The following is a 26,006-nucleotide window of genomic DNA, read 5'->3' as shown; positions in this document are numbered from 1 at the left end:
CCAACACTCCGGGCGAGGATCGGCCGGGTGACCACCGAGAGCCGTCAGGGGGGCGACCCATGCACCGGACCTTGATCGTGGCGAAGCTGCGGACCGACGACCCGCAGCCGATCGCCGAGAGCTTCGCCGAGTCCGACTCGACCGACCTGCCGCACCTGATCGGCGTGACGCGGCGGACGCTGTTCACCTTCCACTCGCTGTACTTCCACCTGGTCGAGGCCGACGAGGACATCTCACCGCGGCTGTACCGGGCACGCAGCCACCCGCTGTACCAGAAGCTCAACACCACCCTGGCGGAGCTGGTCTCGCCGTACGACCCAGGGTGGCGCGAACCGAAGGACGCCATGGCCCGGCCGTTCTACACCTGGACGCCGGAAGCCGGGGTCGTCCGATGACGGCCACCCGACAGCTCAAGGTCAACGTGGACGACGCGGTGCCCAACCGCCGCCGCGGCGGTGACATCCGCGTCACGCTGAGCCCGCGCACCGTGCAGGCGACGTCCGGGTTCGGCGGCGTGCTGTGGCTCGGGGCGGGGGAGTTCGTCACCGAGCACTACCACCCGTTCTCCGAGGAGTTCCTGCACGTGGTCAGCGGCGAACTGGTGCTGTCGCTGGACGGCGACCCGGTGGAGCTCGGCGCGGGGGACTCGGTGCTCGTGCCGATCGGCGTGCGGCACCGGCTGGTGAACACGGGCGCCGAGCGGGCGCACGTGGTGTTCCACCTCTCGCCATTGGCGCCCCGACCGGAACTCGGCCACGTGGACACCGAGCCGGCGGCCGAGCCGCGGCAGGCCAACCCCGACGTCGGCGGTCCGGTGTGACCCGGCGCGTGGCCATCACCGGCGTCGGGGTGGTCGCCCCCGGCGCGATCGGCCGGGAGGCGTTCTGGGACCTGCTCTCGGCGGGGCGGACGGCCACCCGGCGGATCAGCCTGTTCGACGCGGCCCCGTTCCGCTCCCGGATCGCCGCGGAGGTCGACTTCGACCCGGCGGCGGCGGGCCTGTCGGCGGTGCAGGTCCGCCGGATGGACCGGGCCGCGATGTTCGCCGTGGTGAGCGCGCGGGAGGCGGTGGCGGACAGCGGGATCGACCTGGCGGCGGGCGACCCCGGCCGGACGGCGGTCAGCATCGGCAGCGCCGTCGGCTGCACGATGAGCCTGGAGTCGGAGTACCAGGTGGTCGCGGACGAGGGGCGCAAGTGGCTCGTCGACCACACCTACGGCGTTCCCCACCTCTACGGCTACATGGTGCCCAGCACGCTCGCCGTGGAGGTGGCGTGGGAGGTGGCCGCGGAGGGGGCGACGGCGCTGATCTCGACCGGCTGCACGTCCGGCCTCGACGCGCTCGCCCACGGGGCGGCCCTCATCGAGGAGGGCTCCGCCGACGTGGTGCTGGCGGGCGCGACCGACGCGCCCGTGTCGCCGATCACCTCCGCGTGCTTCGACGCGATCCGGGCCACCTCGCCCAACAACGACGACGCCGAGCACGCCTCCCGACCGTTCGACGCGCGACGGGACGGGTTCGTGCTCGGCGAGGGCGCGGCGGTGATGGTGCTGGAGGAGGCGTCGAGGGCCCGTGCGCGGGGCGCGCACGTCTACGCCGAGTACGCGGGGTTCGCCGGTCGCAGCAACGCCTTCCACATGACCGGGTTGAAACCCGACGGGCGCGAGATGGCCGAGGCGATCTCGGCGGCGTTGCACCGGGCCAAGCTGGACCCCACCGACGTGGACTACGTCAACGCGCACGGTTCGGGCACCAGGCAGAACGACCGCCACGAGACGGCGGCGTTCAAGCGCAGCCTGGGCGAGCACGCCCGGCGCATCCCGGTCAGCTCCATCAAGTCCATGGTCGGCCACTCGCTCGGCGCCATCGGGTCGATCGAGGTCGCCGCGTGCGCGCTCGCCCTCGACCGGCAGGTGGTGCCGCCCACGGCCAACCTGCACAACGCCGATCCGGAGTGCGACCTGGACTACGTGCCGCTGACCGCGCGCGACCACCGCATGGACGTCGTGCTCAGCGTCGGCAGCGGATTCGGCGGTTTCCAGAGCGCGATGCTGCTCACCAGGCCCTCGTGACCGCGTCCACCGCCACGCCGCGGCGGGTGGTCGGCATGCTGCCGCGCTCCGCCCGCGACCTGCTGCTGCTGGTGGGCAGCGGCGTGCCGGCGCTGGACGCGGCACTGCGGGCGCGCTACCCGGCGGCGCTCCTGGTGATCGCCTCGCCGTGGAAGGAGCACCGGCCGGACAGCGCCACCCTCGCCGTCCGCGCCGACCCGCGGCACCTGCCGATGCCCGCCGGCCGGTTCGACGTGGTGCTCACCGACAGCATGATGGCCGACCACCCCGTCCCGGACGACGTCGTCCGGGAGGTCGCCAGGGTCCTCCGCCCCGGCGGCGCCTTCGCCCTCGTCGTGCCGGACGACGGCACGGCCGACCGCCCTCGCACCGCGGCGGTCGTGCGGCTGTTGGTGGGCAACGGTTTCCGGGTTCCGCTGATCGCGCGCGAGCGCCGGCAGGTCCCGCTGTCGTTCCTCTGCGCGGTCGCCTACCGGGAGCGCTGAACGGTTCGCGGTCGCCTACCGGGAGCGCTCAACGGTTCGCGGTCACCTACCGGGAGCGCTCAACGGTTCCCACCGCCTGTCACGCCCGTGCGCGCCAGTACGCCAGGTTTTCCCGGGAGGCGCGGGTGTCGGGGTGGTCGGGGCCGAGCACGCGGGTCCGGTCCCGCAGGAGTTGTTCGGTTTCGGCCACCGCACGTGCCACGTCGCCACAGCCACCGCGCACGGTCGCCAGGCTCCCGCGGGTGGTCAGGGTCTCGGGGTGGTCCGGCCCCAGCACCCGCGTCCTGTCGGCGAGGAGCTGCGCCAGCTCGCGTGCCACCGCCGGCAGACCGCCGATGCGGGCGCGATGATGCAGGAGGCCGCTCCGGGCGCTCAGGGTGGCCGGGTGGTCCGGTCCGTGCACCCGGACGCTGTCCGCGACGAGCCGTTCGAACTCGGTGACCGCACCCGGCACGTCCCCGGCCTCACCTCGCCAGTTCGCCAGATCGTGGCGGGCGGTCAGCGTGTGGGGGTGCTCCTTGCCGTGCACCCGCGTCTGATCCTCGACCAGACGTCGGAACTCGATCACCGCTGCCGCCGGGTTCCCGGCCTTCCCCCGGCAGCGCGCCAGCTCGTGACGGACCGTCAGGGTGCCGGGGTCGTCCGCACCGCACACCCGGGTCCAGTCGGCGAGGAGATGCTCGAACTCGGTGACCACACTCGCCGCTTCGGCCGCGCGCGCCCGCCACAGAGCGCGGGAGTAACGGGTCGTGAGCGTGCTCCGGTCGTCCACGCCCAGCACCCGGAGCTCGATCTCCAGCAGCCGGTCCAGCTCGGCCACCGCACCGGCCAGGTCCCCGGCTTCGCCCCGCCAGTACGCGAGGTTGTGCCGCGTGGTCAACGTGGTCGGGTCCTCCGGTCCCTTGATCCGCACGCGATCTGCGAGCAGTCGTTCCGACTCGACGACCGCGCCCGCGACGTCACCCGAGTAGCCCCGCCACGTGGCCTGCTCACCGCGCAGGGTGAGCGTCGTCGGGTGGTCCGCGCCGAGCGCCCGCGCGGCTGCCGCGCTCATGCGCCGGAAGTGGTCCTCCGCGGCGCGGGCCAGGCCGGCCTCGCCCAGGCTCCGGCCGTGGCGGTGCAACACGACGTGCCCGTCGGGGATCAGGAGATGGGCGAGTGCGTGCCGCATCAGCTCGGCGGCGTTCGCCCGGAGACCCTGCCCGAGGACGGGGTCGCGTTCGTTTTCCGGCCAGCTCTCGACCAGCGCTTGGGCGGCGAAGTTGGCGATCAGGGTCGTCTTCTCGATCGCCGCGCGGGTCGCGTGTTGCACCAGGGCGTGGACGCGGATGCCGAGGTGGGGATGTGCCTGGTCGGTGTCGGCGAGGCTGAGGCGACGCAGGACCTGCACCGCGCGCAGGGAGTCCTCGGCGGACACCGGCCGGTCGGCGCGGACACCGAGGTAGGCCAAGGTCACGGCGGTGGTCGCCACCGCCGTGGGGATGCCGTTGGGGTCGAGGAACGACAGCAACTCCAGCAACGGCCGGGCGACGCCCGCCGGCGCCAGCTCGTCGGCGCGTTCGATCGACAGCGCCCAGGTCCGGTCGACCGTGTGCTGGTGCTCGTCCGGGAGGGCGTCGGGTGCGACGTCGCGGCCCGCGCGGAACTGCCGCACGTACTCCGCGCAGGTGATCTCCACGTCCTGCACGAACGCCGCGGCCTGGGCCAGGGCCAGCGGCAGCCCGCCCAGCTCGGCGGCGAGGTTCGCGGCGCCGTCGAGCAGGTCCGGTCGGACCACCTTCGACCGCAGGTAGGACACCGACTCGTCCGCGGTGTACGGGGCGACCTCGATGACCCGCCGGTCGGTGCGTCGCAGGGCGGCGTCCCGGCGGCGGGTGGTCACCACCGTGACGCCGCTGCCCGGCGGCCAGAGGCCGTGCACGTCACCGGGATCCCGCACGTCGTCGAGCACGACGACCCAGCGGCGGTCGGTGGTGGCCAGCCAGTTCACCAGCACCCGGGCCGCGGTCGCCGGGTCGTCGTCAAGGGTGGCCTGCCCGATCGCCCGAGCGGCCTGCGCGTAGCCGGCCGCGATCGTGTCCCGGTCCACCGCCGTGATCCACACGGCGAGGTCGACGGCCGGGTCGGCCCAGGACCCGCGGACGTGCCGGGCGGCGATCTGGGTCTTGCCCACGCCGCCCATCCCGGTGACCACGGTCGTGGCCGCGCTGTCGAGGCCGTCCTCGACGGCGCGCTCCTGGTAGCAGTCGGCAACCATCGGGACCGTGCCCACCCGCACGGGCCAAGGCGGTCCGGTGGCCCCGTGGTAGTGGATGGTCTGCCGGTTGTTGGAGCCGATCTGGATCCCGGTGCCGCCGTCGAGGTGGACGACCCGCGGGTCGGGCGGCTCACTCACGGGCGCGCCGCTCACCGAGGTTGATCGTCATCTCGTTGTGGTCGCCGACCTGCACCCCGGTGTTGTCCCGCACCACGACCTCGTACTTCCCGGCTCGGCCGACGAGGTCCACCAGCCGCCGGGCCGCGGCTGCCAACTCGGCGTCGCGCTCGGGATCCAGCCCGGCCAGCACTTCCCTGCCGGCCTCGGGATCTGTCTCCACCCGGGCGAACAACTCCTCGGCGGCGGCGTCCGGATCGCCGTCGACCGCGCCCGTCTCGGCCGCGCGGCGGAACAGCCGCCGCACGCCGTGCTTGACCCCCGCGTAGGCATCGGTCACGGCGGTCGTAGCGGTCGCCGTTGCACCTGCGGTCGCACCCGTCACCAACGCGGTCACGATTAACTCAGCCGACATCAGCCACCCCAGCCCACGGTGTTCCATCACCGTCAGTGATGGAACCTAACAGCCCCGCGCAACGCCGATCCAGTCCCGCGGGCGCAGTGGTGACAGAGGTTCCGCTGTGGGCGAAGTCCTGACTATGACCACTGGACGGCCGTGGTCGTTCGAGTCCCGTGCTCGCCGCGGTGGGCAGCGTGTTATGCGTCGCCGTGCTCGTCGTGCACGTGCTGGTGGTCGAATCGGCGTACCACCGTCCGGAGTTGTCGGGGCAGTGAAGCGCCGCGCACGGCGCGCGATGACCGCTGTCCTCGCTGTCGTTTCCTGGACGGCACGTCAATGCCCGATCAGGCCGCCGACCGCGACGGGAGCGACGTGGCCGGTTGCCGGAAGCGTCCGCGCCAACGCAAGACCGACGTCAACGAGTGACGATCGGCACAGACCGGCGACGTCCGATGTCGAAGTCCAGGCCGACCCAGCGGTCTCGCCGTTCGGCTCGGGCCGCAAGGCGCCACCAATAATCCGGACCTGGTAGAAGATGCCGACGTTGTGGTGCTCCATCCCCAACCGCGCTTCGGCGGCGGGAATCACCCTTGAGTCCACGCCCAACAGGCGTTCGACCACCGCCTCGCAGCCCGTCTCCTCGGCGACCTCCCGGACCACCGCGTCGAACGGGTCCTCGGCATGCTCAACCTTGCCGCCCGGAAGAGTCCAGTTCGTGTCTCCCGTCGGCGAAACACAACGGGCGAGCAACACACGCCCGTCCTCGACGCACACGGCATATGCCGCCAGCCGGAAACTCATCCGCACCTCCTTGGCGACCCTATCGGCAAGGCGACGCCGCCGGATCTCGCCCACTGAGTCCGGACACGCCCGCCAAACCGTCCGGACTTGGTTGGCGAACCGCAGGTCGGCCCCGCCGTCCTCCGGCAAGTTCAACCGGACGGGACAACTCGATCGTGTCGTACATCCTCAACCGCGAGTGGTCGTTCAACACCAGAGGATGGTCATCGGCACGCTGATCGCCATGGTGTTCCGCTTGTGGGCGTTCCGTCGCTGGGTGTTCCCGGCTAAGGATGAGCGTGCGCCCGAAGAGGTGCGGAAGCGGGAAGGTTTCGATCAGGCTGCCTGAACGCGCGGCAGGGCCGGTCCGCTGACGAGCGCGGGGTTCGTGGTCAGTCCGAGGGTGGCTGATCGATCTGTTCGCGGAGGATGTCGCCGTGTCCCGCGTGCCGTGCGAATTCTTCGATCATGGAGAGCAGCGTCCACCGCATGCTGACTGTTCCTTCAAGGGGGTTGTCCTTGGTGTCGTCAAGGTGGAAACGGGCGGCGATCTCACGTGATCGTTGGCTTGCGCGTTCGAACTCGGCGATCACGTCGGCCAAGGACTCGTCGGCTGTGACGGTGAAGGTGCCCTCGTCCCGGTTCGAGTACCCGTCGCACTCGGATTCTTCGAGGCCCGCCCAGAACCGTTGGAACCAGATCCGTTCGGCGCCTGCGGCATGCTTGATCAAGGAGATCGGTGTCGTCAGGGAAGCGACGAGTCGACGGCGGGCGTCGGTTTCGGAAAGGCCGCGCACGGTCTCGATGAGGGCTTCGCGGTTGCGATCGAGCATGTTCTCGATGATCGCTCGTTCGGTGCCGTCGGTGATCCTGTCGGTACTCATGGCTTTTACTCCGTTCTTTTGCGGTGGTCGAAGAATTCGCGCGGTCCACGTCCGGTCGGCGTGGTCGGCGACAAGGCCGCGATTCGACGCGGGGGATGAGGGGCGGCGCGATGCGTCCAGAAGCTGGAACAAGAGGGGGACGCCGAGACGTTCGATGTACTCACCGAACTCGGTCGCCGGGCAGTTCCAGCGAAGGCGCCAGCGTCGTCATCCTATGGTGTCCGCGAGGTCGGGGTCAACGTCGGCCGAAAGTCGGAGTCCGTCGGTTCTGGAGCAGGACTCAGAGGGCTTGCGTGAGGCGGTCGCGGAGGGCGGGCCAGCCCGGTTTGTCGATCTGGTAGGCGTTGGCCACCGCCAGGCCCAGGCCGACCCGGGGGTCGTCCATCAGCCTGCCGCGTGCCGCCACCATGGCGTGAGTGCGGGCGACCGAGCCGTGTTCGGCGGAACGGTCGGCGTTGCGGCGGCTGACTTCGCCCTGCAGTGCGGCGATCTTCTCCAGTCCCAGCGGGCGGCAGTGGTCCCAGCGCAGGTTCAGGGCCTGCCGGTACTCCTCCCGGGTGCGCTCGGCCAGGCGTTCGCGCAGGACGGCGCGCTCCGCGGCGGGCACGGTGTCGACGTCTCGGGCGAGGGTGTCGAGCACGGCCGGGTCCTCGACACCGGTTGTCTCGCAAGCCCAAGTGGCGGCAAGGGTGGTCACGGCGCGGACCTGCGCGTCACTCGCCGTCGACAGGCCCGCGTGCAATTCCGGCGCCATGTCGGTCAGCCACCCTGTGGCGCCGGACCGGTTCAGCCACGGAAAACGGCCGATCACCGAGGCGGGGTGCGGGCGAGTCGACCAGTCGACCGGCACGCGCACGCCGCTGACGCGTTCGAGGAAAGCCAGCGCGGCTGCGCACATCCGCTCGGCGTCGGTGAAGTCCAAGCCTCGGATGAACGGCTCCATCGCACCCTCGGCGGGCGGCTCGTCGATGACGAAGTCGAAGGCTCCGACCACCTCGCCGTCGTGGGCCAGGGCGACTTGGGCGAGCAGGTTGACGTTCCAGTAGGCGCTCGCGGCAACCGTGCCGCCTTCCGACAACCGGGCCAGGACCGAGAGATCCGCCCCGTTCCAACCGTTGTCCTCGGCCAGCACCACCCACCCGTCGAGCACGTCGGCGACCACGAGCGGCAGTTCGTCGGGGAACGCGGCGGTCGAGGCCTGGCCGGCGTCGACCAACGTCACCTCGCGGTCGGTGGCCTCGCCGTTGAAACGGATCAGCGCCTCGGCGACGGGAAGCCCGCGCACGACGGTCAGGCACATCGTCTCCCCTGGCCACCCGGCGTCCGCCAAGAGCGCCACGTAGTGGTCCACCGCATCGACTTCGGTAGTGGGCTCCGGCAACATGAATCCACCCTTCCACAGGCGCGGCCTCACCATGCGGAGAGGCTGCCCGCAACGCGGGTGCCGTGTTCGGGTCGCGTAGGAGCAAGACGTGTGCGCGCTACGGCAAGGACGGCGCCCGTGCGCGGTTGGATACTCGCCAGCCATGAGTCGCAGCGAGTCTCGGGAAGACACAGCGCTCGCCCGCAACGTGCTCGGAGTGCCCGGCATCGTCTTCCTGGTGCTGGCCGCGGTCGCGCCGTTGACCGGGATGGTGGTGATCGCGGCCCTCGGCATCGCGCTCGGCAACGGCGGCGGCATGGTCGTGGCGTTCATCGTGGCGACGGTCGTGTTGTTGCTGTTCGCGGTGGGCTACGCGCAGATGTCGAAGAGCCTCACCAACGCCGGTGGCTTCTACGCGTTCGTCGTGCGCGGGCTGGGCAAGACCTTCGGGCTGGTCGCCGGGTTCATCGCGATGCTGGGCTACAACTGCTTCGTCGCCGGCGCGATCGGCACCAGCGGGTTCTTCACCTCCACCGGGATCGCGGAGGTGTTCGGGCCGGACCTCGACTGGATCGTGTGGAGCGCGCTGTCGGTGGTGCTGGTGTTCCTCCTCGGCCGGCGGGGCATCGGCGTCAGCGCCCGGGTGCTCGCGGTCTGCCTGGTCCTGGAGGTGTCGATCCTGCTGGTGCTGGACGTCAGCGTGCTGGTCCGGCATGGGTTCTCGCTGTCCGTGTTCGACCCCTCGGTGGTGGCGCAGGGCGCGGGCGGGCTGGCCTTGTTGTTCGCCGCGAACGCGTTCATCGGGTTCGAGGCCACGGCGCTGTTCGGCGAGGAGGCGAAAGACCCGCGCCGGACGATCCCGAGGGCGACCTACCTCGCGATCGGGTTCATCGGGATCTTCGCCGCGTTCACCACTTGGGCCGTGGTCAGCGCGATCGGCGTCGCGCAGGCCCAGGACGTCGCCCTCGCGCACCTGTCGACCGGCGACCTGGTCTTCTCCGTGGCGCGGGAACACCTGGGCGAAGCGTTGACGAAGGTGATGACCGTGCTGCTCGTCGTCAGCCTGTTCGCCGCGTTGCTGGCGCTGCACAACTCGGCCACCCGCTACCTGTACGCGCTGGGCCGGGTGGGCGTGCTGCCGCGGCGGCTGGGCCGCACCCACCTGGGCACCGGCGTGCCGCGGCGTGCGGCGATCGTGCAGTTGCTGTTCGCCTCGCTGGTCGCGCTGGCCTTCCGGCTGGCCGGCCTCGATCCGGTGACCGCGCTGACCGCGAGCATGACCGGTCTCGGCACGCTCGGCATCCTCGTGCTCCAGTTCCTCGCGGCGGTGGCGATCGTGGTCCACTTCCGCAGGGTCGGCGACCGCCGGTTCGCGCGGACGGTGCTCGCGCCCGGCCTGGGTGCACTCGGCCTGGCCGTCATCGTGGCGCTGGCGATCGCCAACTTCCCCACGCTGGCGGGTTCGGACAACCCGGTCATCGCCCGGTTGCCCTGGCTGCTGCCGCTCGTCGCGGCGGCGGGCCTGGCGGTGGCCTGGTGGCTGCGCCGCCACCGCCCGTCGGTCTACCAGGCGCTGAGCACCGACCTGGAACGCGACCCGGCCCCAACCGACCGATCGCCGGCGGGTACCGGCGACTGATCGCCGGAGGTCAGGTCGGTTGCCGCTCCGAAGGTCAGACCGGCTTCCGCTGTGGGGCGTGATCGATGGCTGCGTGATCGCTCCGGCCGGGTGGACTTGATCGGTTAGAGTCCCGCGCTGTGAACCGCCTCGCCGCCAAGTCGGCCCGGACAGCGGTGCTGGTGGCCCTCGTCCTGACGGCCGGCTGCGCCACCACGACCACCGACGCCACCGGGCAGCCGCCGGCCACCCCGAGCGCGCCCGGCACTTCGTCCTCCACCTCGGAAGTCTCGGACGCTCAGGCTGAACTGCGCGCGGAGACGGTGTCCGACCCCCACGAGTTGCCCGACGACCTGTGCACGCTGCTGGACTCCGGCGAGGTCTCGACGGCTCTGGGGATCGCGGTCATGGAGGGGCAGCGGAACCAGCCGAACCGGTGCAACTGGTCGGTCGAGGGCAGTGTCGACGCGCAGGGACGCCCGGACTCGGGCCTGGTGGCCTTCTCCGCCCCGGTGATCGCCTGGCTCGGCGAGCGCGCGGAGATCGGCGGGTACCCGGCGCGCCGGAAGGGCGACCACGGCGTGTGCCACCTGACCGTGCTGCTGGAAGCCGCGACGGAGGACCGGCCGAAGCCCGCCGGCCTCTCGATGATCGTGGTCGTCAAGGACTCCACCGCCGACCAGTGCGCCGCCACCGAGTCCCTCGCCCGGCTCATCGTGTCCCGCCTGCCCTCCTGAATCGAACCGTTCGAGGCGGCGCCGCCGGTTCCGGAACAGCCTTGGTCCTGGGCAGAATTCCACGTATGGGCACCGGTTCGTTCGCGGAGTACCTCGGTCGGATCGACCGGGCGGAGTTGGCTGAGGTTCGGCGGGTTCGGCCGGAGGTGTGGGTGGCGCCGGTGCCGGACGGGCCTGAGGCGCTCGCGGAGCGGTTGAGCGGTCGTGGGGCGTTCGCTGCGGTGCGGTTGGTCAGCCGGGATGCGGAGGCGGCGGGGCGGGCGGCGGCCAGGTTGGGGGCTCAGGCCACCGTGGACTCCGTGGCGGCGTTGACCGGAGGGGATCGGGAGGCGGTCCGGTCGGCGTTGCGCGAGCTGCGGGAGGTCGGGGTGGCCTGGCCGGACGGCGAGGTCGTGTGCCTGGTGCCGCTGCTCCTGGAGCGGTGGAAGCGGACGGACGGCCCGTTGGAGGTGACCGGGCGGCCCGCGGTCGAGCGTGGTCTGGGCGGTTCGGACGGTGAGTTGCGGTCTTCGGCGCAGCACCTGCTGCGTTCGGCTTATGCGTTGTTGGACACCAGCAGGCCGATCGTGGGGTTGAAGGAAGGCGGGGTGGGGAAGCAGGAGCGGCAGCGGTTGCGGGCGGCGCTCGGGCTGGACGACGGCTACCTGTCGCTGGTGTTGGACCTGCTGTTCGCGGCCGGGTTGTCGGTGCAGGTCGGGACGGCTTTCGAGGCGACCGCGCGGTACTGGCGGTGGCGGGAGGCGACGCCTGCCCGGCAGTGGGCCGAGTTGGCCTGGACCTGGTTCCGGTTGTCCTATTCCCCGACTGCCCGGCCGAATCCGGCCGTGTCGAAGGTCGAGTCGCCACGTGCTCGGGCGGCTCGGTGGGCGGTGTTGCGAGCGGGGCGGGACGGGTCGTCGATCAAGGGGATCGCTGCTGCCGCCCCTTGGTTCTGCCCGGCGGTGCACGAGCGCGTCGACGGGGCGGTGCGCGAGGCGGCGATGGTGGGGGTGGTGGCGGGGGATGCGCTGAGCGTCTGCGGGGAAGCGTTGTTGTCCGCCGACAACACGGAGGAGTTGGCCGCTTCGGTGGCCGGGGTGGTGGTGCCGATGCCGTGCGAGGTGGAGGTGCTGGACGACCTGAAGGCTGTGGTGTTCGGCCAGTTGACGGTGGAGGCCACGCGGCTGTTGGAGGCTTCCGCGGAGAGCCGGGTGGAGGACGGGGCCCGGGTGTGGCAGTTCACCCCGGCCAGTGTGCGGGCGGCGTTCGCGCGGGGATGGACCGGGGAGTCGTTGCTGACCGCGTTGAACGGGCTGACGCAGCGGAACGTGCCGTGGGCGCTGCGGACGTTGTTGGGGGAGCGCGGGCGGGGGCAGGTGCGGGTGCGGGAGGTGGGGTGCTGCGTGGTGGCGGAGCCGAACGTCATCGCGGAGGTGGTGCGATTACCCGGTTTCGCCGAGTTGGCGCCGACCGTGGCGGCGGGTGCGATGACGCCTTCCGAGTCGGTCGCGCAGTTGCGGGCGGAAGGGTTCGCGGTGGTCGAGGACCCGTCGTCGGGAAGTGTCGTGGTTCGGCGGCGGCGGAAGGCGCGAGCGGTCGCTCCGGTGGAAGAGGCGGAGCCGGTTGCGGTGGACCTCCCCGACCCGGACGAGCCGTCGACGGCGCAGATCGTGCGGACACGGAACCGGAAGTTGTCGACGAAGGCGGTGGCGTTGTTGGCGGGGGCCATCGACGACCGGTCGGACGTGCGCATCGACTACGTCGACGGGAAGGGCGAATCCTCGCAACGCACCATCACACCGATCGGGTGGGACGGGCCGTTCCTGGCGGCGTGGTGTCACCTGCGGGAGGCCGACCGGCAGTTCAGGGTGGAGCGGATCAAGTCGGTGTCACCGGCGAGACTGTGATGGTGGACGCGACGCACCCCGTTTGACGGATAGTCGCCACGGCACATGGAGTTCAGGATTGGCCGGTACCGGTCGTGGCCGGGCAACGCCGGCAAACGGCTCGTGCTTCTCGACCCCTGGCTGTTCGACAGGGTCGCGCGGCGGTGAGGGGACTGGCATGGCTGGACGATCGCACCGCCGGCGCAACCGGGCAGCGGCACTCGTGGCGGGTGTCGTCGTCCTGGTGACGTCCGCCCCTTCGGTCGTCGCGGCGACGGGTAGCGGCGCCGTGGTCGGTGATCGGGGAATCGCCGACTGGGTGGTGGACGTGGACGCCACCAGGTTGGGCGAGTTGCTGGCCGGCGGCCGGGTCACCTCGGTCGGGTTGGTCAAGGCGTTTAAGGCACGTATCGACGCCTACGAGCAGGCCTATGCCGACCAGCCCGGTGTCAACGCGGTCATTCGCGAGGACCCTGACGCAATCGCCGTCGCGGCCCGGCTCGACGCCGAACGGCGTCGCGGGCACGTCCGCGGCCCGCTGCACGGCATCCCGATCCTGATCAAGGACAACTACGACACCGCGGACCTGCCCACGTCGAACGGCTCACTGGCGTTGCGGCGCTGGCGCACCGCCGATGACGCCGAGCAGGTGGCGCGGCTGCGCGGCGCCGGCGCGATCGTCGTCGCCAAGACCAACCTGCACGAGTTCGCCAGCGGCATCGAGACCATCAGCTCGCTCGGCGGGCAGACCCGCAACCCCTACGACCAGGCCCGCTACCCGGGCGGCTCCAGCGGCGGCACGGGCGCCGGCATCGCAGCCGCGTTCGGCGCGTTCGGCCTGGGCTCGGACACCTGCGGTTCGATCCGCAACCCGGCGGCGCACAACAGTTTGGTCGGGTTGCGGCCCACGCTGGGGCTTTCCAGCCGCGACGGCATCGCGCCCCTCTCGGACACCCAGGACGTCGGCGGCCCCATGGCCAAGTCGGTCCGTGACATCGCGCTGGTCCTGGACGCCACCGCCGGGTACGACCCGGACGACCCGTCCACCAAGGCGTCCATCGGACGAATACCGCACACCTACACCGCCGCGCTGGGCGACACCGCGTTGGTCGACGCCCGTATCGGTGTGCTCACCGACTATCTGGGCACGTCGGCCCCGGAGCAGGTGACGACGGCGCTGGTCCGGGAGGCCGCGGCGGACATGGCGGCGCAGGGCGCGACCGTCATCGACCTGCCGGCCCAACCCGCGCTGATGGCCGCCGTGGACGCCTCCTGGGTGATCAACGACGAGCACGAGCGCGACCTCAACCGCTACCTGGCGGCACCGGGCTCCAAGTTCCCGCGCTCACTGGCCCGGCTGGAGCCGCCGACAGACCTGGTGACGCTGGCCGACATCGTCACCTCCGGCGACGTCACGCCGACCGTGCTGGAGCGGCTCAAGCCCCGGCTGGGTCGCTCGACCGGCCCGCAGGACGACTACCACCAGCGGTTGGCCCGGCGGGCGGAAGCGCAACAACTGCTGCGGACGCTCATGGACGACAACGACCTCGACGCGCTGGTCTATCCGACCGTCCCGCAGCAGGCCCCTGTGATCGGGCAACCGCAGCCCGGGGGCAGGTCCTGCGCCCTGGCCGCCAACACCGGCTTCCCGGCCCTGACCGTCCCCGCCGGCTTCACCCCGGACGGCCTGCCGGTGGGTGTCGAGCTGCTGGGCGCGCCGTTCAGCGAACCGACCCTGCTCGGGCTGGGGTTCGACTACGAGCAAGCGACGCACCACCGCCGGCCACCGACGAGCACCCCACCCCTGAACTGACCGAACCCTGAACTGGCCGACCCCTGAACCGGCCGACATCGCCCGGTGACGGCCGGACCACCTCCGCGGGGTGGCGGCCCGGCCGGCGGGGTCAGAACTCGCAGTTGGTCTCGATCTCGGCGTCGCACCGGTCCACGCCGGGCCCGCCGTCGACCCGGTCCTGTCCGGGTCCGCCGACCAGGGTGTCGTTGTCCTTGCCGCCGACCAGGACGTCGTTGCCGTTGCCGCCGGTGATGTTGTCGTTGCCGTCCTCGCCGCGGACCCGGAAGTAGCCCACCGAACTCTGTTGCAGGTCGCTGTTGCCGAAGGTGTCGGCCCCGTTGCCGAGACAGGCGATCGCGGTCGGGCCGGCGATCTCGGAGTACACCGAGTCGTCGCCGCCGAGCGAGACCAGCACGCTGCCGGGCTGGGCCCAGATGATGTCGGAGGCGCCGGTGCCCGTCCACGAGGCGAGGAAGTCCACGCCGGTGAGCGGGTCGTTGCAGGTGTAGGAAGTCGTCGGCGCGGCGGTGGCCGGGCCGACGGCGGTGACCATCGCGCCGACCGTGGCGAGGGCGCCGACCAGCAGCGTGGCCACGCGATTGGGTCGCGAGCGCAACATGTGCGTCTCCTAGGGGTGGGGTCGGGGGACTTCGGGGCGTCAGCGTGTCAAGGCTCCGGGCGGCGGCGCTTCGTGAAAGGGCGACGCCCGCGTGCCCTGCGGTGCCGGCTGTTTTGTCACGTCGCGCAAACGGGGTGCCCGGACACCGCCGGGCGGTCGATCTTGTGCCGCCACTGGGATGTTCTTCGCACCGGCCACCGGGAACACTCACTAGCATCGGCTTGCCCGGTGGCGTGCCGCCCCGGGCCGGGAGCTGTGATGAAGGGTCTTTTCGTCGCCTTGAACAGGCGGGCGGAGACGAACGCCCGCAACGAGATCGCCGTCTACGGGAGGGAACTGCCCGAGTACCGGGACACCGCCGCCGACCCGCGCGCGAGAGCCGCGATGCTGGACTACGCGGTCTGGTTCCGGCGCAGCACGGTGTCCCTGGCATCCGACGAACGACCGCTGGCCGAGGACGACCGCGCCCGCATCGCCGCGATCGGGGCCGAGCGGGGCGCGCAGGGCGTCTCGCCGGCGTCGGTGCGGCGTGCCGTGGTGCTGCACGGCACGCTGATGCTGCACGAGATCCAGGACGCGACCGGGCCGAACGACCTGGCCGACCTGCTCCACCTCACCGGCTGGTTCGGCGCGCAGGGCAGGATCGGCACCAGCGCCTACTTCGAGGGTTTCCTGGAGGGGCAGCGGCGTTTCCTGTCGGTGGCCGAGCGGGTTCAGCAGTTGACGCGGATGCTGCTCGCCGACGACGCGATGGCGCGTCACGTGTCGTCCTCCCTCGGCGTGCGGCTGTCGGACCACTACACCGTGGTGGTGGTCCGCGTCCCGGCGTCGGCCGGCGTCCTGCCGTCCCGCGGTGACGTCGTCGAGCACCTGTTCAAGCAGCACCAAGTGCCGATGAGCTGGGCGGAGCTGGCGGAATTCGTCGCGCTCGTGCCGAGCGGCGGCCTGGCCCCGCCGTGGCTGCCGGCCGCGCCCGACGACCCGGCGCTCGCGGTGGTCCGGGACTTCGCCGAGTCGCTCGGCGGGCCGTGCGCGGTCGGCTGCGCCGGCGGGCGGGTGAACGGGCTGGCCGAGGCCGCGGCCTTGGCGCGGCAGGCCGCGGGTGTCGCGCCGGTGCAGGCCGCGCCGCGCCGCATGCACGGCGTCGCCGACGTCTTCGTGGAACTCGCCGTCGCCCGGCTGCCCAAGGTCGACCAGTGGCTGCGCGAGGTCGCACGCCGCCTCGCCGCCGGACCGAACCTAGTGTCTACTTTGGACTGCTACTACCGGAACGACTGCAGTCGGCTGCGCACCGCGCAGTCGCTGTGCATCCACCCGCGGACCCTGGACTACCGGCTGCACCGGGCCGAGGAGCTGACCGGCATCGACCCCGGCTCACCGCACGGGGTTCGCATCCTCGCCACCGCCATCGCCCGCACCCTCGCCGGCGCCTGGGACTGACCAGCGGCAACCGCACCGGCCGCGGCTGCGGCGGCACCGAGCACCGCCGCAGCCGCGGCGCGGTCACGCCGCGCCGATCTGGATGTTCGCGTTGTTCCTGATGAAGTTGTTGAACGGGTGCACCGTCACCCCGTGCGGGCCGACGATCACGACGTCGACCAGGCACCAGTCCGTGCTGCCGGCCAGCCGGAACTGCAGGATGATCGAGGTGACCGTGCCGATGTCCTCGCCCAGCAGGTCGTACTCGTCGGTCCGGTTGCGTTCGCGGTCGTCGCCGGGGTTGTCGAGTTCGGTCGCCGGCACCTCGCCCGCGGTGCCGAGGATCGTGATGTGCAGGTTGCCGTCGGTGTCGGCGTTCGCCCGATCGCAGGTCTTCACCCGGACCGTGTAGGAGACCACCGTCGCCTGCGCGACGCTCGTCCCGGCGAGCACGGCGGCCATCGCCACGATCATGCACAGCACGGTGCGAATCGCGCTTCTCGTTCTGTTCACCAGCCCCTCCTCCATGGTTCATGCGCGTGGGTAGCGCCTGCCCAGTGAAGGCGACCGGGGCAGCCGATCGGTGGTGGCTCGACGGTCGACCGGCAGCGCGGCCCGTCCCCGGCAGCCGGATTCGAGTGGGGCTCGGCGGGACGCCGGTGTCCGCAACACGGTCGAGGGCGTCGCCGGGTCGGTGGTGCAGGTCGGTTCCGTCGGTGGTGATGTGGTGGTCGACAACCTCGTCGTCGGGTCGGTCGAGCCGCCGGACCAGCTACCTCGGCCGCCGGCGGGTTTCGTCAACCGGGTGAACGAGTTCGCCGCGCTCGACGGGTTGTCCGCGGGCGAGGTGCCGCTCGGCGTGGCGGTGGTGACGCGTCCGCGTGCCGGGGACGCGGCCACCGATGACCCACAGACGAGGCCGGATAGCGATCCGTGCGGTAGCCCGACCCGAACGACACCGGGCTCGGGTCGCGTTCCGTCGAAGGGCAGGGGTCGGTGACGTCGCCGCCCCTGTGTCCTTGGCAGACGGGGGCGTAGGTGGTCGGTGTGGGTGGGCGGTCGCGCGAGCGTTCGACGGCGATGTTCGCGGCGCTGAAGAGGAGCACGCTTCCCACGACGATCGCGGCCGTCCACTGCTTTGCCGCTACGGCCACTGTCACGCCGAGCACGGGCAGTGCGATGGCGGCGATCTGCGCCCAGCCGTAGAGGTTGTCGCGCAGGGCGAGTTCGGCGCCGGTCGGCGTTCCCAGGAACGACACGAAGGCGCCTTGGACCGCGAACAGTGGCACGGTGAGCAACCACGCGAGGATCAGCGCGGCCCAGAACACCGTGAGCCAGGGGAACCGTGCGGTCGGTGCTTCGTCGTCCACGGTTCCAGGGTGGCGGCCTCGGAAGCGCCGTGGGCGGAAAGTGACAACGGTTGGACAACGACCCAGCCCACCATCGCGGGCGGAGGCTGGCGGATGGTCAGACTTTGCGGACGCGGGTCGCGCGGAAGTGGAAGCTGTCCTGACGGGCTGTTTCGTAGTCGAACTCGACCTGGTCACCGGCTTCCAAGACGTGGTAGCCGTCCATCTCGATCACGCTGAAGTGCACCCACGCGTCGAAGCCGTCCGGCAGGTCGGCCGAGGCGATCGCGCCCCAGCCCTTCTTGTCCTTGAAGAACTTCACGATGCCGTGGGCCATGTCGGGAGCATGGCGACCGCCCTCTGTCGGGTCAACCGACCGTGAGCCCGTGGTCGGCCGATCGGCGTGGCTCCCTCGCTGACCGCGTGACCGCAGGGCGTCGACCCAACTACTTTCGAGACCGACGACACCGGATGTGCGTAACGTTGCGGCAGGGCCGGGCCATCACTCTGTTGAGGAAGGTGGTGTCCCATGGCTGATGTGCCTGAGATCCGGCGATGCGGGCGTCCGACCAAGTCGGGCAAGCCGTGCCAAACCCAGCTCCACGGCTCGGTCGTGTCGTGCCGAAGCCACGCCGCCGACGGCGACGACGAGCTGGCCCGGTGGTACGGGATTGGGCTCGAAGAGGGTATGCGCCGTGGTCAACAGATGGCCGAGTGGAGCGCGGAGTACCGGAAGGACCGTGTCGAACAGTTGGAAAGCAAGGTCGCGGAGTTGACGAAGAAACTCGAGGACGCCTTGCGTTATTACGACTTCGACGGCGATCAAGTGGTCGAGATCGACGGCCGGTACGCGTACCGATGGGGCGGCAGTCCTCCGCTAGAGGTCGGTGACCGAGTCGTGCTGCCGCCGAACTGGTTCACCACCACGGTTCGAGGGAAGGGGCCGTTCGAAGGCACCGTCACCGGGCTGGGCACGACCTATCGGGGCGAACTGGCACGTGTCGTTCGCCGAGCCCCAGGGCAACCTCCGTCGTGACGCTTGTCTTCGACTCCGCCGAGGGTGGTGCCCGTGCGTTGCAGGGCCGGCTGAACGGACGTCCGGCCCCTGTGGAGACTCTGGCGCGGAGGCCAACACCCTGCTGTGGGAGGAGCGGCTGGACTGCCTGCCGGTCGTGGACGGCGCCGGGCACCTCCAGCATTTGGTGTTCCGGTCGGACTACGCCGAGCACAAGCAGTTCCCCGGCGCGGTGGTGGACACGGCCAAGCGGTTCCGGGTGGGGGCGGGTGTCAACACGCACGACTACCGCGAGCGGGCGCCGGCGCTGGTCGAGGCGGGGGCGGACGTGCTGTGCCTGGACTCCTCCGACGGGTACAGCGACTGGCAGGCCGAGGCGCTGCGGTGGGTCAAGCGGGAGTTCCCGGACGTGCCGATCGGCGGTGGCAACGTGGTCGACGGTGAGGCGTTCCGATTCCTGGCCGACGCGGGCGCGGATTTCGTCATGACGGGCCGCTACTTCGCGCGGTTCGACCAGTCACCGGGCAAGAAGGTGCGCATCGGCGGCTCGGTGTTCAAGGAGTACTGGGGCGAGGGTTCCGGCCGGGCGCGGAACTGGCAGCGCTACGACCAGGGCGAGGACAAACTGCACTTCGAAGAGGGCGTCGACGGCTACGTGCCCTACGTGGGCGACCTCGGCGACACGCTGGCCCTGACCGTGGCGAAGATCAAGGCCACGATGGCCTCGTGCGGCGCGGCGACCATCCCGACCTTCCAGGCCACCGCCCGGGTCACCCTGGTCTCCGAGCAGAGCTACCAGGAGAACACCGCCGCGGTCGCCGTGCGCGACAACGCCGACACGACCCTCGACTGACCGCCGGTAGCGCCACCGGCGCTACCGGGACTGGGCGAGGTGGGCGGCGCGGGTGCTGATCTGGGCCCAGACGGTCTTGTGGAAGTCGTGAAAGATCACGCCCCACTGCTGGGACAGTTGTTGCACGATCACCAGGCCCCGGCCGCGGGTCGTGCTGATCCGGGAACGGCGGGGAGTGGGCGCCTCGGAGGAGGTGTCGTCCACCTCGATCCGGACCAGGCCGGGCGGCGAGGCGCAGGACAGCCGCAGGCGGCGCGGGCCGCTCCCGTGGTCGTAGGCGTTGCTGACCAGCTCGTTCATCACCAACAGGCAGTCCTCCCGCTCGTCCTCGGTCCACCCGGTCAGAGCGGCGGCCGTCCAGCTACGGACCGACGCCAACCGGACGGTGTCGGGCAGCGGGAGCATGAGCGCCGCGGGTGGGTCGCCCTGCGGTGGCTGGTCCATCCGATCCTGCCTTTCACCCCACCACGTTGCACGGAACGCTCATCATCGTCCGCTTGCCCCGACAACACCATGCGCGAGGGGTTCTTGATCTCCTTGCGTCGCAGTTACCAGGATGTTCGCACACCTTGGTGGCGTCGACCTCGGCCAGGCATGGGGTCGCACGATCGTCACGAATCCGCCGGGGGCCGGTCAAGCGGCACCACGAAAGCGATCGTTCAGTCCACTGTGGACTTGTCTGAGGGCGGCGTCGTCAGGGGCTGTGGACGGTGAGGGTGGTCGGGCCGGTCACGCTCGGCACCCCAACGGTCAGGCATTGGAGGAGGTTCGGAGTCACCAGGGTGATCACCTGTTCCGCGCCCGCCGGCGCGAAGCCGCCCGCGGTGATCACGCCGGTGTTGGTCACCACGACCTGGCCGGCCACGGCGCTGGAGGTGACGTTGTACTGGAACGTGCTCGGCGCCGTCGTCCCGCCCCACGTGAAGGTGCGGAGGGCCGAACCGGAGTCGAACAGGACCAGGCAGGACGCGGTGAGGACGAAGGTCTCGGAGTAGGTCGCCGTGACCGCCGCGGGGCTCGTGCACGTGGGGTAGACGCCGCTGACGGTGATGGTCGTCGGCCGGGCGGTGAGGGTCAGCGGCGGGTCGAAGGTGGTGACTTCAGTGCCCACGCACACCTGGTCCACGCCCGCGGCTCGGGCAGGTGTGGCGATCAGCGTGGCTGCGGCGGTCAGCAGGAGCGCGGCGGCGCAACGGGACAGTCGTGACGACATCATGGGTTCGTCCTCCTCGGCGACCGGCGGCGGAACGTGCGGCAACCGGTGACTTCGCCGCAGCCGCAGGGCCGTTAGCCGACCCGACCGCCCATCACCCGGTCGGCGGCACGGATGTCCGCGATCGGATCAGGGCCGCGGGCGTGGTCGATGATGCGGCTGCGGTCGTGGTAGTTGTGTCGAACGCGGGCAGGAAGCGCACCGGGGGCGGGAGTAGGGGCTGACCTGGATTCCGGTGCGGCCGAGAGAGCGCCTCCTCATCGTGTGGGGTCCTGTCGGGTGTTCGGCCATTGGCCGGGCCCGCCATGGGTGGGGTTACTTCCCACCCATGGCGGGTGCGTCACCCGTTGTATTCGCTGACGACATCGACGACCCAGACGACGCCGAAACGGTCCCGCAGCATCCCGTAGGCGGGAGCCCAACCCGCCGGGCCCATCGGGATCACGACGGTCGCCCCGGCGGAGAGCTTCTCCCAGTAGCCGGTTACCTCTTCGACGGTCCGGCCGCGCACGGAGACGAAGAACGAGTTCTCGCCCTGGTCGTAGCCCATCCCCGAGGGCACGTCGTAGGCCATGACGTGGAAGCCGTTCTCGGCGAGCACCTGGCCCCACATCACCTGGTCGGCGGCGGACTCCTCCTGGACGTTCCCGGCGTCCGTGTACGTGACGACGGCGAGGTGGCCGCCGAACACGGACTGGTAGAACTCCAGCGCCGGGCGCGCGTCGCCGCGGAAGTTCAGGTGGGTCGTGGTCGTGATGGACAAGGTTGCTCCTTACCTGGACGTGATGTCTGATGCGAGACAACAGTCGCAAGGGAAGCGGCCAGGGTGTGTCCTCTTCTCTGGAGGGCTCGCTCAGCCTCGGCGTCCACCGCCAGGCAGCGCGTGGTCTGTCCGAGTGCGCTGTGGTGTGTGCTGGTCCGTACTGTGTGGCGGTTAGACGATGCCGGTGCGCAGTGCGTATGCGACCGCGTGGGCCCTGGTGTTCAGGGCGTGGCGTGACATCAGTCCGTACAGGACGTTTTTCACGGTTCGTTCCGAGTAGGCGAGTTCGTTGGCGATCTCGTCGGTGCTCAGGCCTTCGGCGAGCAGTCGGAGCACGTCGCGCTCGCGGGCGTCCACGCCGGTCATGGTCAGGCCGTTCGGTTCCAGGACCTCGCGACGTACCCGGTCCAGTTGGAGCAGCAGTTCTCCCTGCATCGCCGGGGGCAGGTGCGCGATGCCGCGGCTCACCGACACCACCGTCTCCACCAGCCGGGTGCGGTCGGCGTCCTGCCTGGACAGGACAGCCGCGACGCCACATTCGACGGCGGTGAGCACGCCGATGCCGCGAGCGCTGTCGGTCACGAGCACGCATCGAGGAGTGATCTCCGCCGTCGACCCGTCGCGGATTCGGCGCAACCAGGAGAGTGCCGGATCGCCGACTAACCGCTCCACGACGACCGTGACGGAGGCCTGCGGGTGATCCGCTTCGTCGAGCACGCGCAACCTGGGATCACCGCTGAGGAGATCGGTCGCACCCCGCCTGCTGACCGCGTCCGATGAGTGCACCGCAACCTTGACGACCTGCGAACGCCCGGCGTGCAGCCGCTGCTGGCTCATGCCGCTGAGTATCCGCATCCCGACTCAAAGGTTTTTCGTGCGAAGTTCAAACGCAGCGGATGATCCCTCCATTCCGTCCCGACACCGTGTGCGGTGGGGGCGGCCAGTGTGTCCCGCGCCCGACTGCTGGAGCGCGACGGGTACGCGGTCCGTGTCGCCTCGGTCAGGTCGGCTCCTCGCCTGCCGGGCCCTGCGTCGTGCGCCACCAACCCGGCGGCCTGAGCCGGCCGCACACTGACGGCTGCGCCGCCGTGAGGTGGCTATCGAAGCGGTGCCCAGGGCGGAACCAGGCAACCTGGGGGGACGATCGGGCAAGGTGACCCCCGCTCGCTTTCCCGCCGGAGTGATCGACAGGCAGACTCCGCGACGGCGGGGCGTAGCAGGTCATTTGCACCCTGCATCGTGTCCGATTCGACAAAACCGGAGAAATCGCGATGGCAGTCGACAACGTATCGGTAGCAACAACGGGCATGAAGCAAGCCGCCTCGCTCTTCGAGGCGGCGTCGTCTTCGGCGACCAGGCAGATGCAGTCGGTGAACGAGAACCAGGCCTCGCTGATGGCCTCGTGGACCGGTGATGCGTCGGCCAAGTTCGGTCAGGCGATGAACGACTGGGAGCGTCAGTTCCAGATCATCATCCAGGAGCTGAACCACATGATCGAGACGATGGGCGGCAACGCCACCGTCTACAGCCAGAACGAAGAGAACGCCACCAGCATCGCGGGCCAGTGGGCCGGCGGCCTGTCCGACCTCGAGCGCGGGAAGTAAGGCTTCCGGCCGCACGGATAGTTAAGGAGAAGGTCTTGGCTCAGTACCAGTTCAACTTCTCGCTGGCCGACGCCACGCGGGACAACATGGCCGCGATCACCAACAACATCCGGACGATGCTCGACGAGTTGCACAGCAACGTAACCGGCAGCCTCCAGGAGTGGACCAGCGACGCGCGCGACGCCTACAACGTCAGCAAGCAGAAGTGGGACGCCGCCGCCGCGCGGATGCCCTATTCCCTGCAGCGGGCCGAGGTGACGCTCAACGAGATCTCCAACGGTTATCTCAAGGTCGAGCACACGGGCACCCAGATGTGGGACGGCTCCGTCCGCTGACGGACTTTCCGGCGCGGCGACCGGCGGTCAACTCGCGCCGGCGCCGTGCTCTGGGCTCGGCTTGGCAGACCGGGGTGGGCGGCACGTTCCGGTCGTTGATTTCGACAGCTAGATCGCTGACCTGGATGGTGGGTGGATGACCTACACGGATCCCAAGACCGGAATCAAGCTCGACAAAGGTCCGGACGATTTTCTCTCCGATACGAACCCGAAGACCCTTTCGGACGGCAGTGAGAACCACAGCTTCGACGAGAAGTTGTTCGACAAAGAGTGGGCGGAGTGGGAGAAGTACGAGAAAACGCACATCCCGCAGCATGGGGGCAAGGACGCGCCGCCGGACAATGACGGTGGCGGCAAGGACGTCAAGGGCTACTTCAATTCCGACAAGCACAAGGACGAACGGGACGACAAGGCTCCCGGTGATCCGGAACACAAGTTCGGCGACGACAAACCGTTCAAGGCCCCGTCGGTCCCCGGCGGCGACAAGACGCCCGGCAAGGGCGTGACGAAGGTCAGCACCGAGGCGATCAAGGTCTTCGCGAGCAACATCGAGCAGCTTTTCGGTCCGCTCGACGAGGTTGCCAAGAAGCTGCAGGGCGTCAAGCTCGCCCCCGGCAGCCTGCCCGCGTCCTTCGTATTGAAGGACGGTATCGTCGGGTCAAAAGGGCTCGTGCCGGCCTCGCTGGGTTTCATCGACCGGGTCAGGGACGCGCTGACGGAGATCGTCAAGTCTTCGCGGACCCTCGCGGCCACCTACCAGAACCACGAAGAGTTCAACAAGATGAGCGGCAAAGATCTCGGTGAATTCGTCGGCGGTCTGCGCGGAAACATCAACGGAATGAAGGGCAACACGGCGACCTGAGGTTCGCCCAGCCCCGACGTGGTGGCCTCACATCGGTGTTCGCTTTGCGTAAGTTGAGGGTTGAGGGGTCATGGCTGACGACGACCATACAGTAAAGCCCGACGACAAAGAGATCGAACAGCACAAAAACAACGGTTTCCGTCAGGACTCGGACGGCTCGGTCTGGCCGCCGACGTCAGGCAAGGTGGACGACCTCTACTCGTTCGAGCACTGGTCGTGGAAGGACATCCACGCGGCCGTCGTGGGCGGGTCCGCGGTGGACAACGGACCGGGCGGCGTCAACACGACTTCGAACAGCGACCGCATGAAGCAGTACGCCTCCCCGGAGACGCTCGAGGAAACCGCGACAACCCTCAACTACGCCCAGAATTCCATGTACCTCATCGCCGAGAGCGTGGCCAACCAGGCGAAGGCGCTCGCCGGCGAACACGGCGCGTGGAAGGGTGAGGCCGCCACCTCGTTCCTGAACCTGATGCAGAAGCTCTCCCGCGAGATCCGCGCCAGAGCCGACCAGATCGCCGGCCACGGCTCCAACCCCGTGCCGAGCAGCCTGTGGAACAACGGCCAGCAACTCCGCTGGGCGCAAGGGCGGCTCAACGACATCAACGTCTGGTACGCGAACGAGGCGAAGGAAGCCGGCGCGCCGGTCATGTCGAACGGTCTGGTCCAGGTCTCGGCGAAACCCGAGATCGTGAAGATGATGACCGACGACATGCGAATCGTCGCGCGGCACCTCACCGACCAGTACAAGACTTCGGTGGAGGCGGTCCGCCCGCCGGACATCACGGACCTCGTCGATAAGCCGGCCCCTCCGCCAGGCCTCAAGACGCCGACGCCTCCTCCTCTGCCGAAGCCGCCCCCTCCTCCGCCGAAGCCGAAGTCGCCGCAGTCGCCTCCTCCGCCGAAGTCGCCGCAGACGCCTCCTCCGCCGAAGTCGCCGCAGACGCCTCCTCCGCCGAAGTCGCCGGCGTCGCCGAAGCCGATGGGACCATCGCAGTCGCCTCCACTGCAGTCGCTGCAGGCGACTCCTCCGCCGAAGCCGCCGGCGTCGCCGAAGCCGATGGGATCATCGCAGTCGGCTCCTCCGCCGAAGCCGATGCAGTCTTCTCCTCCGCCGAAGCCGTCGCAGTCGCCGCCTCCGCTGAAGCCGCTGACGCCGACGCCGCCGCCTGACGGATTGCGACAGTCCCCTGACCAGTTGCCCCGGAACATGCCGCTGTCTCGTGTGCAGACGCCGGATGGTTCGCCGTTGCCGCCGGGTGGTTCGTTGCGTCAGCCCGACCGGGTGCCGCCGGGCACGCCGCCGACCGGTACCGGGCCGACTGGTGCCCGGCCGACTCCGCCGCCTTCGGTCCTCCCGCCATCCGGTACGAATGGCCTGGGCAACAGCAACCTGGGCAACAGCAAGCTGCCGGATATGTCCGGCGGTGGCCTGAAGGGCGGCGGCGGGACGCCGGATCTCAAGCCGATGCCAGGTGGCGGTACGCCGTTGCCGCCGCCGTCCTCGATTCCGCCGTCCTCGATTCCGCCGCCCGACGGGTTGAAGCCAACGGACTGGGCGACGGACATCAACGGGCCGGGCTCTGGGCAGAGGCAGGAC

Annotated in this window: 29 protein-coding genes; 15 read left to right on the top strand and 14 right to left on the bottom strand. The window is 70.2% G+C overall.

Features of this window, described 5'->3' with window-relative positions:
• Nucleotides 1–59 precede the first annotated feature (59 nt).
• The 4 genes from ACQPZF_RS26115 to ACQPZF_RS26100 are packed head-to-tail and all read left to right on the top strand — an operon-like array spanning nt 60 to nt 2,558.
• Entirely contained in the window at nt 60–395 is a 336-nt protein-coding gene (locus ACQPZF_RS26115) for a TcmI family type II polyketide cyclase (RefSeq protein ID WP_433261179.1), read from the top strand.
• Nucleotides 392–820, top strand: a complete 429-nt coding sequence (locus ACQPZF_RS26110; RefSeq protein WP_433261177.1) for a cupin domain-containing protein — start codon at nt 392–394, stop codon at nt 818–820. Before ACQPZF_RS26115 ends, ACQPZF_RS26110 begins: the two co-directional genes overlap by 4 nt.
• Nucleotides 817–2,073, top strand: coding sequence for a beta-ketoacyl-[acyl-carrier-protein] synthase family protein (locus tag ACQPZF_RS26105; RefSeq protein ID WP_433261175.1), 1,257 nt, complete (start codon nt 817–819; stop codon nt 2,071–2,073). The genes ACQPZF_RS26110 and ACQPZF_RS26105 overlap by 4 nt, the downstream gene beginning before the upstream one ends.
• Nucleotides 2,070–2,558 (top strand): methyltransferase domain-containing protein, encoded by a 489-nt coding sequence (locus tag ACQPZF_RS26100; RefSeq protein ID WP_433261173.1) that lies wholly within the window; start codon nt 2,070–2,072, stop codon nt 2,556–2,558. The genes ACQPZF_RS26105 and ACQPZF_RS26100 overlap by 4 nt, the downstream gene beginning before the upstream one ends.
• Before the next feature lie 79 nt (nt 2,559–2,637).
• Here ACQPZF_RS26100 and ACQPZF_RS26095 read toward each other — a convergent pair whose 3' ends face one another.
• The 3 genes from ACQPZF_RS26095 to ACQPZF_RS26085 form a co-directional block, all read right to left on the bottom strand.
• Entirely contained in the window at nt 2,638–4,968 is a 2,331-nt protein-coding gene (locus ACQPZF_RS26095) for a tetratricopeptide repeat protein (RefSeq protein ID WP_433261171.1), read from the bottom strand.
• On the bottom strand, nt 4,946–5,347 hold the full coding sequence (locus ACQPZF_RS26090) for an RIP homotypic interaction motif-containing protein (RefSeq protein WP_433261168.1): 402 nt from the start codon (nt 5,345–5,347) through the stop codon (nt 4,946–4,948). Before ACQPZF_RS26090 ends, ACQPZF_RS26095 begins: the two co-directional genes overlap by 23 nt.
• A gap of 318 nt (nt 5,348–5,665) precedes the next feature.
• Nucleotides 5,666–6,133 (bottom strand): NUDIX hydrolase, encoded by a 468-nt coding sequence (locus tag ACQPZF_RS26085; protein WP_433261166.1) that lies wholly within the window; start codon nt 6,131–6,133, stop codon nt 5,666–5,668.
• A 199-nt stretch (nt 6,134–6,332) separates the two neighbouring features.
• On the opposite strand from ACQPZF_RS26085, the gene ACQPZF_RS26080 reads away from it, so the two are divergent.
• Nucleotides 6,333–6,461, top strand: coding sequence for a hypothetical protein (locus tag ACQPZF_RS26080; protein WP_433261164.1), 129 nt, complete (start codon nt 6,333–6,335; stop codon nt 6,459–6,461).
• A gap of 43 nt (nt 6,462–6,504) precedes the next feature.
• On the opposite strand, the gene ACQPZF_RS26075 is transcribed toward ACQPZF_RS26080, so the two are convergent.
• Nucleotides 6,505–6,996, bottom strand: a complete 492-nt coding sequence (locus ACQPZF_RS26075) for a DinB family protein (protein WP_433261162.1) — start codon at nt 6,994–6,996, stop codon at nt 6,505–6,507.
• 280 nt (nt 6,997–7,276) lie between these two features.
• A complete protein-coding gene (locus ACQPZF_RS26070) occupies nt 7,277–8,380 on the bottom strand; it encodes a DUF6461 domain-containing protein (protein WP_433261160.1) in 1,104 nt (367 codons plus the stop codon).
• A 142-nt stretch (nt 8,381–8,522) separates the two neighbouring features.
• Between ACQPZF_RS26070 and ACQPZF_RS26065 the strand changes: the two genes are divergently transcribed.
• The 4 genes from ACQPZF_RS26065 to ACQPZF_RS26050 all read left to right on the top strand — a co-directional run bounded on the left by ACQPZF_RS26065 (nt 8,523) and on the right by ACQPZF_RS26050 (nt 14,392).
• Nucleotides 8,523–9,998, top strand: a complete 1,476-nt coding sequence (locus ACQPZF_RS26065; protein ID WP_433261158.1) for an APC family permease — start codon at nt 8,523–8,525, stop codon at nt 9,996–9,998.
• Between the two features lie 119 nt (nt 9,999–10,117).
• Complete coding sequence (locus tag ACQPZF_RS26060) at nt 10,118–10,714, top strand: DUF3558 family protein (RefSeq protein ID WP_433261156.1); 597 nt, start codon at nt 10,118–10,120, stop codon at nt 10,712–10,714.
• A 65-nt stretch (nt 10,715–10,779) separates the two neighbouring features.
• Nucleotides 10,780–12,600 (top strand): helicase-associated domain-containing protein, encoded by a 1,821-nt coding sequence (locus ACQPZF_RS26055; protein WP_433261154.1) that lies wholly within the window; start codon nt 10,780–10,782, stop codon nt 12,598–12,600.
• Between the two features lie 157 nt (nt 12,601–12,757).
• A complete protein-coding gene (locus ACQPZF_RS26050; protein ID WP_433261152.1) occupies nt 12,758–14,392 on the top strand; it encodes an amidase in 1,635 nt (544 codons plus the stop codon).
• Nucleotides 14,393–14,483: 91 nt separating this feature from the next.
• Here ACQPZF_RS26050 and ACQPZF_RS26045 read toward each other — a convergent pair whose 3' ends face one another.
• On the bottom strand, nt 14,484–14,993 hold the full coding sequence (locus tag ACQPZF_RS26045; RefSeq protein ID WP_433261151.1) for a hypothetical protein: 510 nt from the start codon (nt 14,991–14,993) through the stop codon (nt 14,484–14,486).
• 258 nt (nt 14,994–15,251) lie between these two features.
• Here ACQPZF_RS26045 and ACQPZF_RS26040 point away from each other — a divergent pair, with 258 nt between their 5' ends.
• Nucleotides 15,252–16,433, top strand: coding sequence for a PucR family transcriptional regulator (locus tag ACQPZF_RS26040; RefSeq protein WP_433261149.1), 1,182 nt, complete (start codon nt 15,252–15,254; stop codon nt 16,431–16,433).
• A 63-nt stretch (nt 16,434–16,496) separates the two neighbouring features.
• Here the strand turns inward: ACQPZF_RS26040 and ACQPZF_RS26035 are convergent, their stop codons facing one another.
• From ACQPZF_RS26035 to ACQPZF_RS26025, 3 genes are all read right to left on the bottom strand, one after another.
• Nucleotides 16,497–16,925, bottom strand: coding sequence for a PLAT/LH2 domain-containing protein (locus tag ACQPZF_RS26035; RefSeq protein ID WP_433261147.1), 429 nt, complete (start codon nt 16,923–16,925; stop codon nt 16,497–16,499).
• Nucleotides 16,926–17,209: 284 nt separating this feature from the next.
• The gene (locus ACQPZF_RS26030; protein WP_433261145.1) at nt 17,210–17,782 is read right to left on the bottom strand and encodes a hypothetical protein; all 573 of its coding nucleotides are present in this window, start codon (nt 17,780–17,782) and stop codon (nt 17,210–17,212) included.
• A gap of 97 nt (nt 17,783–17,879) precedes the next feature.
• A complete protein-coding gene (locus ACQPZF_RS26025; protein ID WP_433261143.1) occupies nt 17,880–18,098 on the bottom strand; it encodes a cold-shock protein in 219 nt (72 codons plus the stop codon).
• Nucleotides 18,099–18,299: 201 nt separating this feature from the next.
• Between ACQPZF_RS26025 and ACQPZF_RS26020 the strand changes: the two genes are divergently transcribed.
• Both ACQPZF_RS26020 and ACQPZF_RS26015 read left to right on the top strand, forming a co-directional pair.
• A complete protein-coding gene (locus ACQPZF_RS26020) occupies nt 18,300–18,797 on the top strand; it encodes a hypothetical protein (RefSeq protein ID WP_433261141.1) in 498 nt (165 codons plus the stop codon).
• A 136-nt stretch (nt 18,798–18,933) separates the two neighbouring features.
• The gene (locus ACQPZF_RS26015) at nt 18,934–19,629 is read left to right on the top strand and encodes an IMP dehydrogenase (protein ID WP_433261139.1); all 696 of its coding nucleotides are present in this window, start codon (nt 18,934–18,936) and stop codon (nt 19,627–19,629) included.
• A 21-nt stretch (nt 19,630–19,650) separates the two neighbouring features.
• Here the strand turns inward: ACQPZF_RS26015 and ACQPZF_RS26010 are convergent, their stop codons facing one another.
• From ACQPZF_RS26010 to ACQPZF_RS25995, 4 genes are all read right to left on the bottom strand, one after another.
• On the bottom strand, nt 19,651–20,073 hold the full coding sequence (locus ACQPZF_RS26010) for an ATP-binding protein (protein ID WP_433261137.1): 423 nt from the start codon (nt 20,071–20,073) through the stop codon (nt 19,651–19,653).
• Nucleotides 20,074–20,323: 250 nt separating this feature from the next.
• The gene (locus tag ACQPZF_RS26005; protein ID WP_433261135.1) at nt 20,324–20,845 is read right to left on the bottom strand and encodes a hypothetical protein; all 522 of its coding nucleotides are present in this window, start codon (nt 20,843–20,845) and stop codon (nt 20,324–20,326) included.
• 337 nt (nt 20,846–21,182) lie between these two features.
• A complete protein-coding gene (locus ACQPZF_RS26000) occupies nt 21,183–21,605 on the bottom strand; it encodes a VOC family protein (RefSeq protein WP_433261133.1) in 423 nt (140 codons plus the stop codon).
• A gap of 171 nt (nt 21,606–21,776) precedes the next feature.
• On the bottom strand, nt 21,777–22,442 hold the full coding sequence (locus ACQPZF_RS25995; RefSeq protein ID WP_433261131.1) for a response regulator transcription factor: 666 nt from the start codon (nt 22,440–22,442) through the stop codon (nt 21,777–21,779).
• A 434-nt stretch (nt 22,443–22,876) separates the two neighbouring features.
• Here ACQPZF_RS25995 and ACQPZF_RS25990 point away from each other — a divergent pair, with 434 nt between their 5' ends.
• From ACQPZF_RS25990 to ACQPZF_RS25980, 3 genes are all read left to right on the top strand, one after another.
• Nucleotides 22,877–23,209: a WXG100 family type VII secretion target gene (locus ACQPZF_RS25990; RefSeq protein WP_433261129.1), complete on the top strand. Its 333-nt coding sequence runs from the start codon at nt 22,877–22,879 to the stop codon at nt 23,207–23,209.
• A 35-nt stretch (nt 23,210–23,244) separates the two neighbouring features.
• Nucleotides 23,245–23,544, top strand: a complete 300-nt coding sequence (locus ACQPZF_RS25985) for a WXG100 family type VII secretion target (RefSeq protein WP_433261127.1) — start codon at nt 23,245–23,247, stop codon at nt 23,542–23,544.
• Nucleotides 23,545–23,680: 136 nt separating this feature from the next.
• Nucleotides 23,681–24,406, top strand: a complete 726-nt coding sequence (locus ACQPZF_RS25980; protein ID WP_433261125.1) for a hypothetical protein — start codon at nt 23,681–23,683, stop codon at nt 24,404–24,406.
• A gap of 357 nt (nt 24,407–24,763) precedes the next feature.
• On the opposite strand, the gene ACQPZF_RS25975 is transcribed toward ACQPZF_RS25980, so the two are convergent.
• Nucleotides 24,764–25,618, bottom strand: coding sequence for a hypothetical protein (locus tag ACQPZF_RS25975; RefSeq protein ID WP_433261123.1), 855 nt, complete (start codon nt 25,616–25,618; stop codon nt 24,764–24,766).
• Between the last annotated feature and the right edge of the window lie 388 nt (nt 25,619–26,006).

The organism is Actinosynnema sp. CS-041913, assembly GCF_050942485.1.
Lineage (GTDB): Bacteria > Actinomycetota > Actinomycetes > Mycobacteriales > Pseudonocardiaceae > Actinosynnema.
Note: the sequence above shows the minus strand (reverse complement) of the source record. Positions and strands in the feature narration are given on the sequence as shown.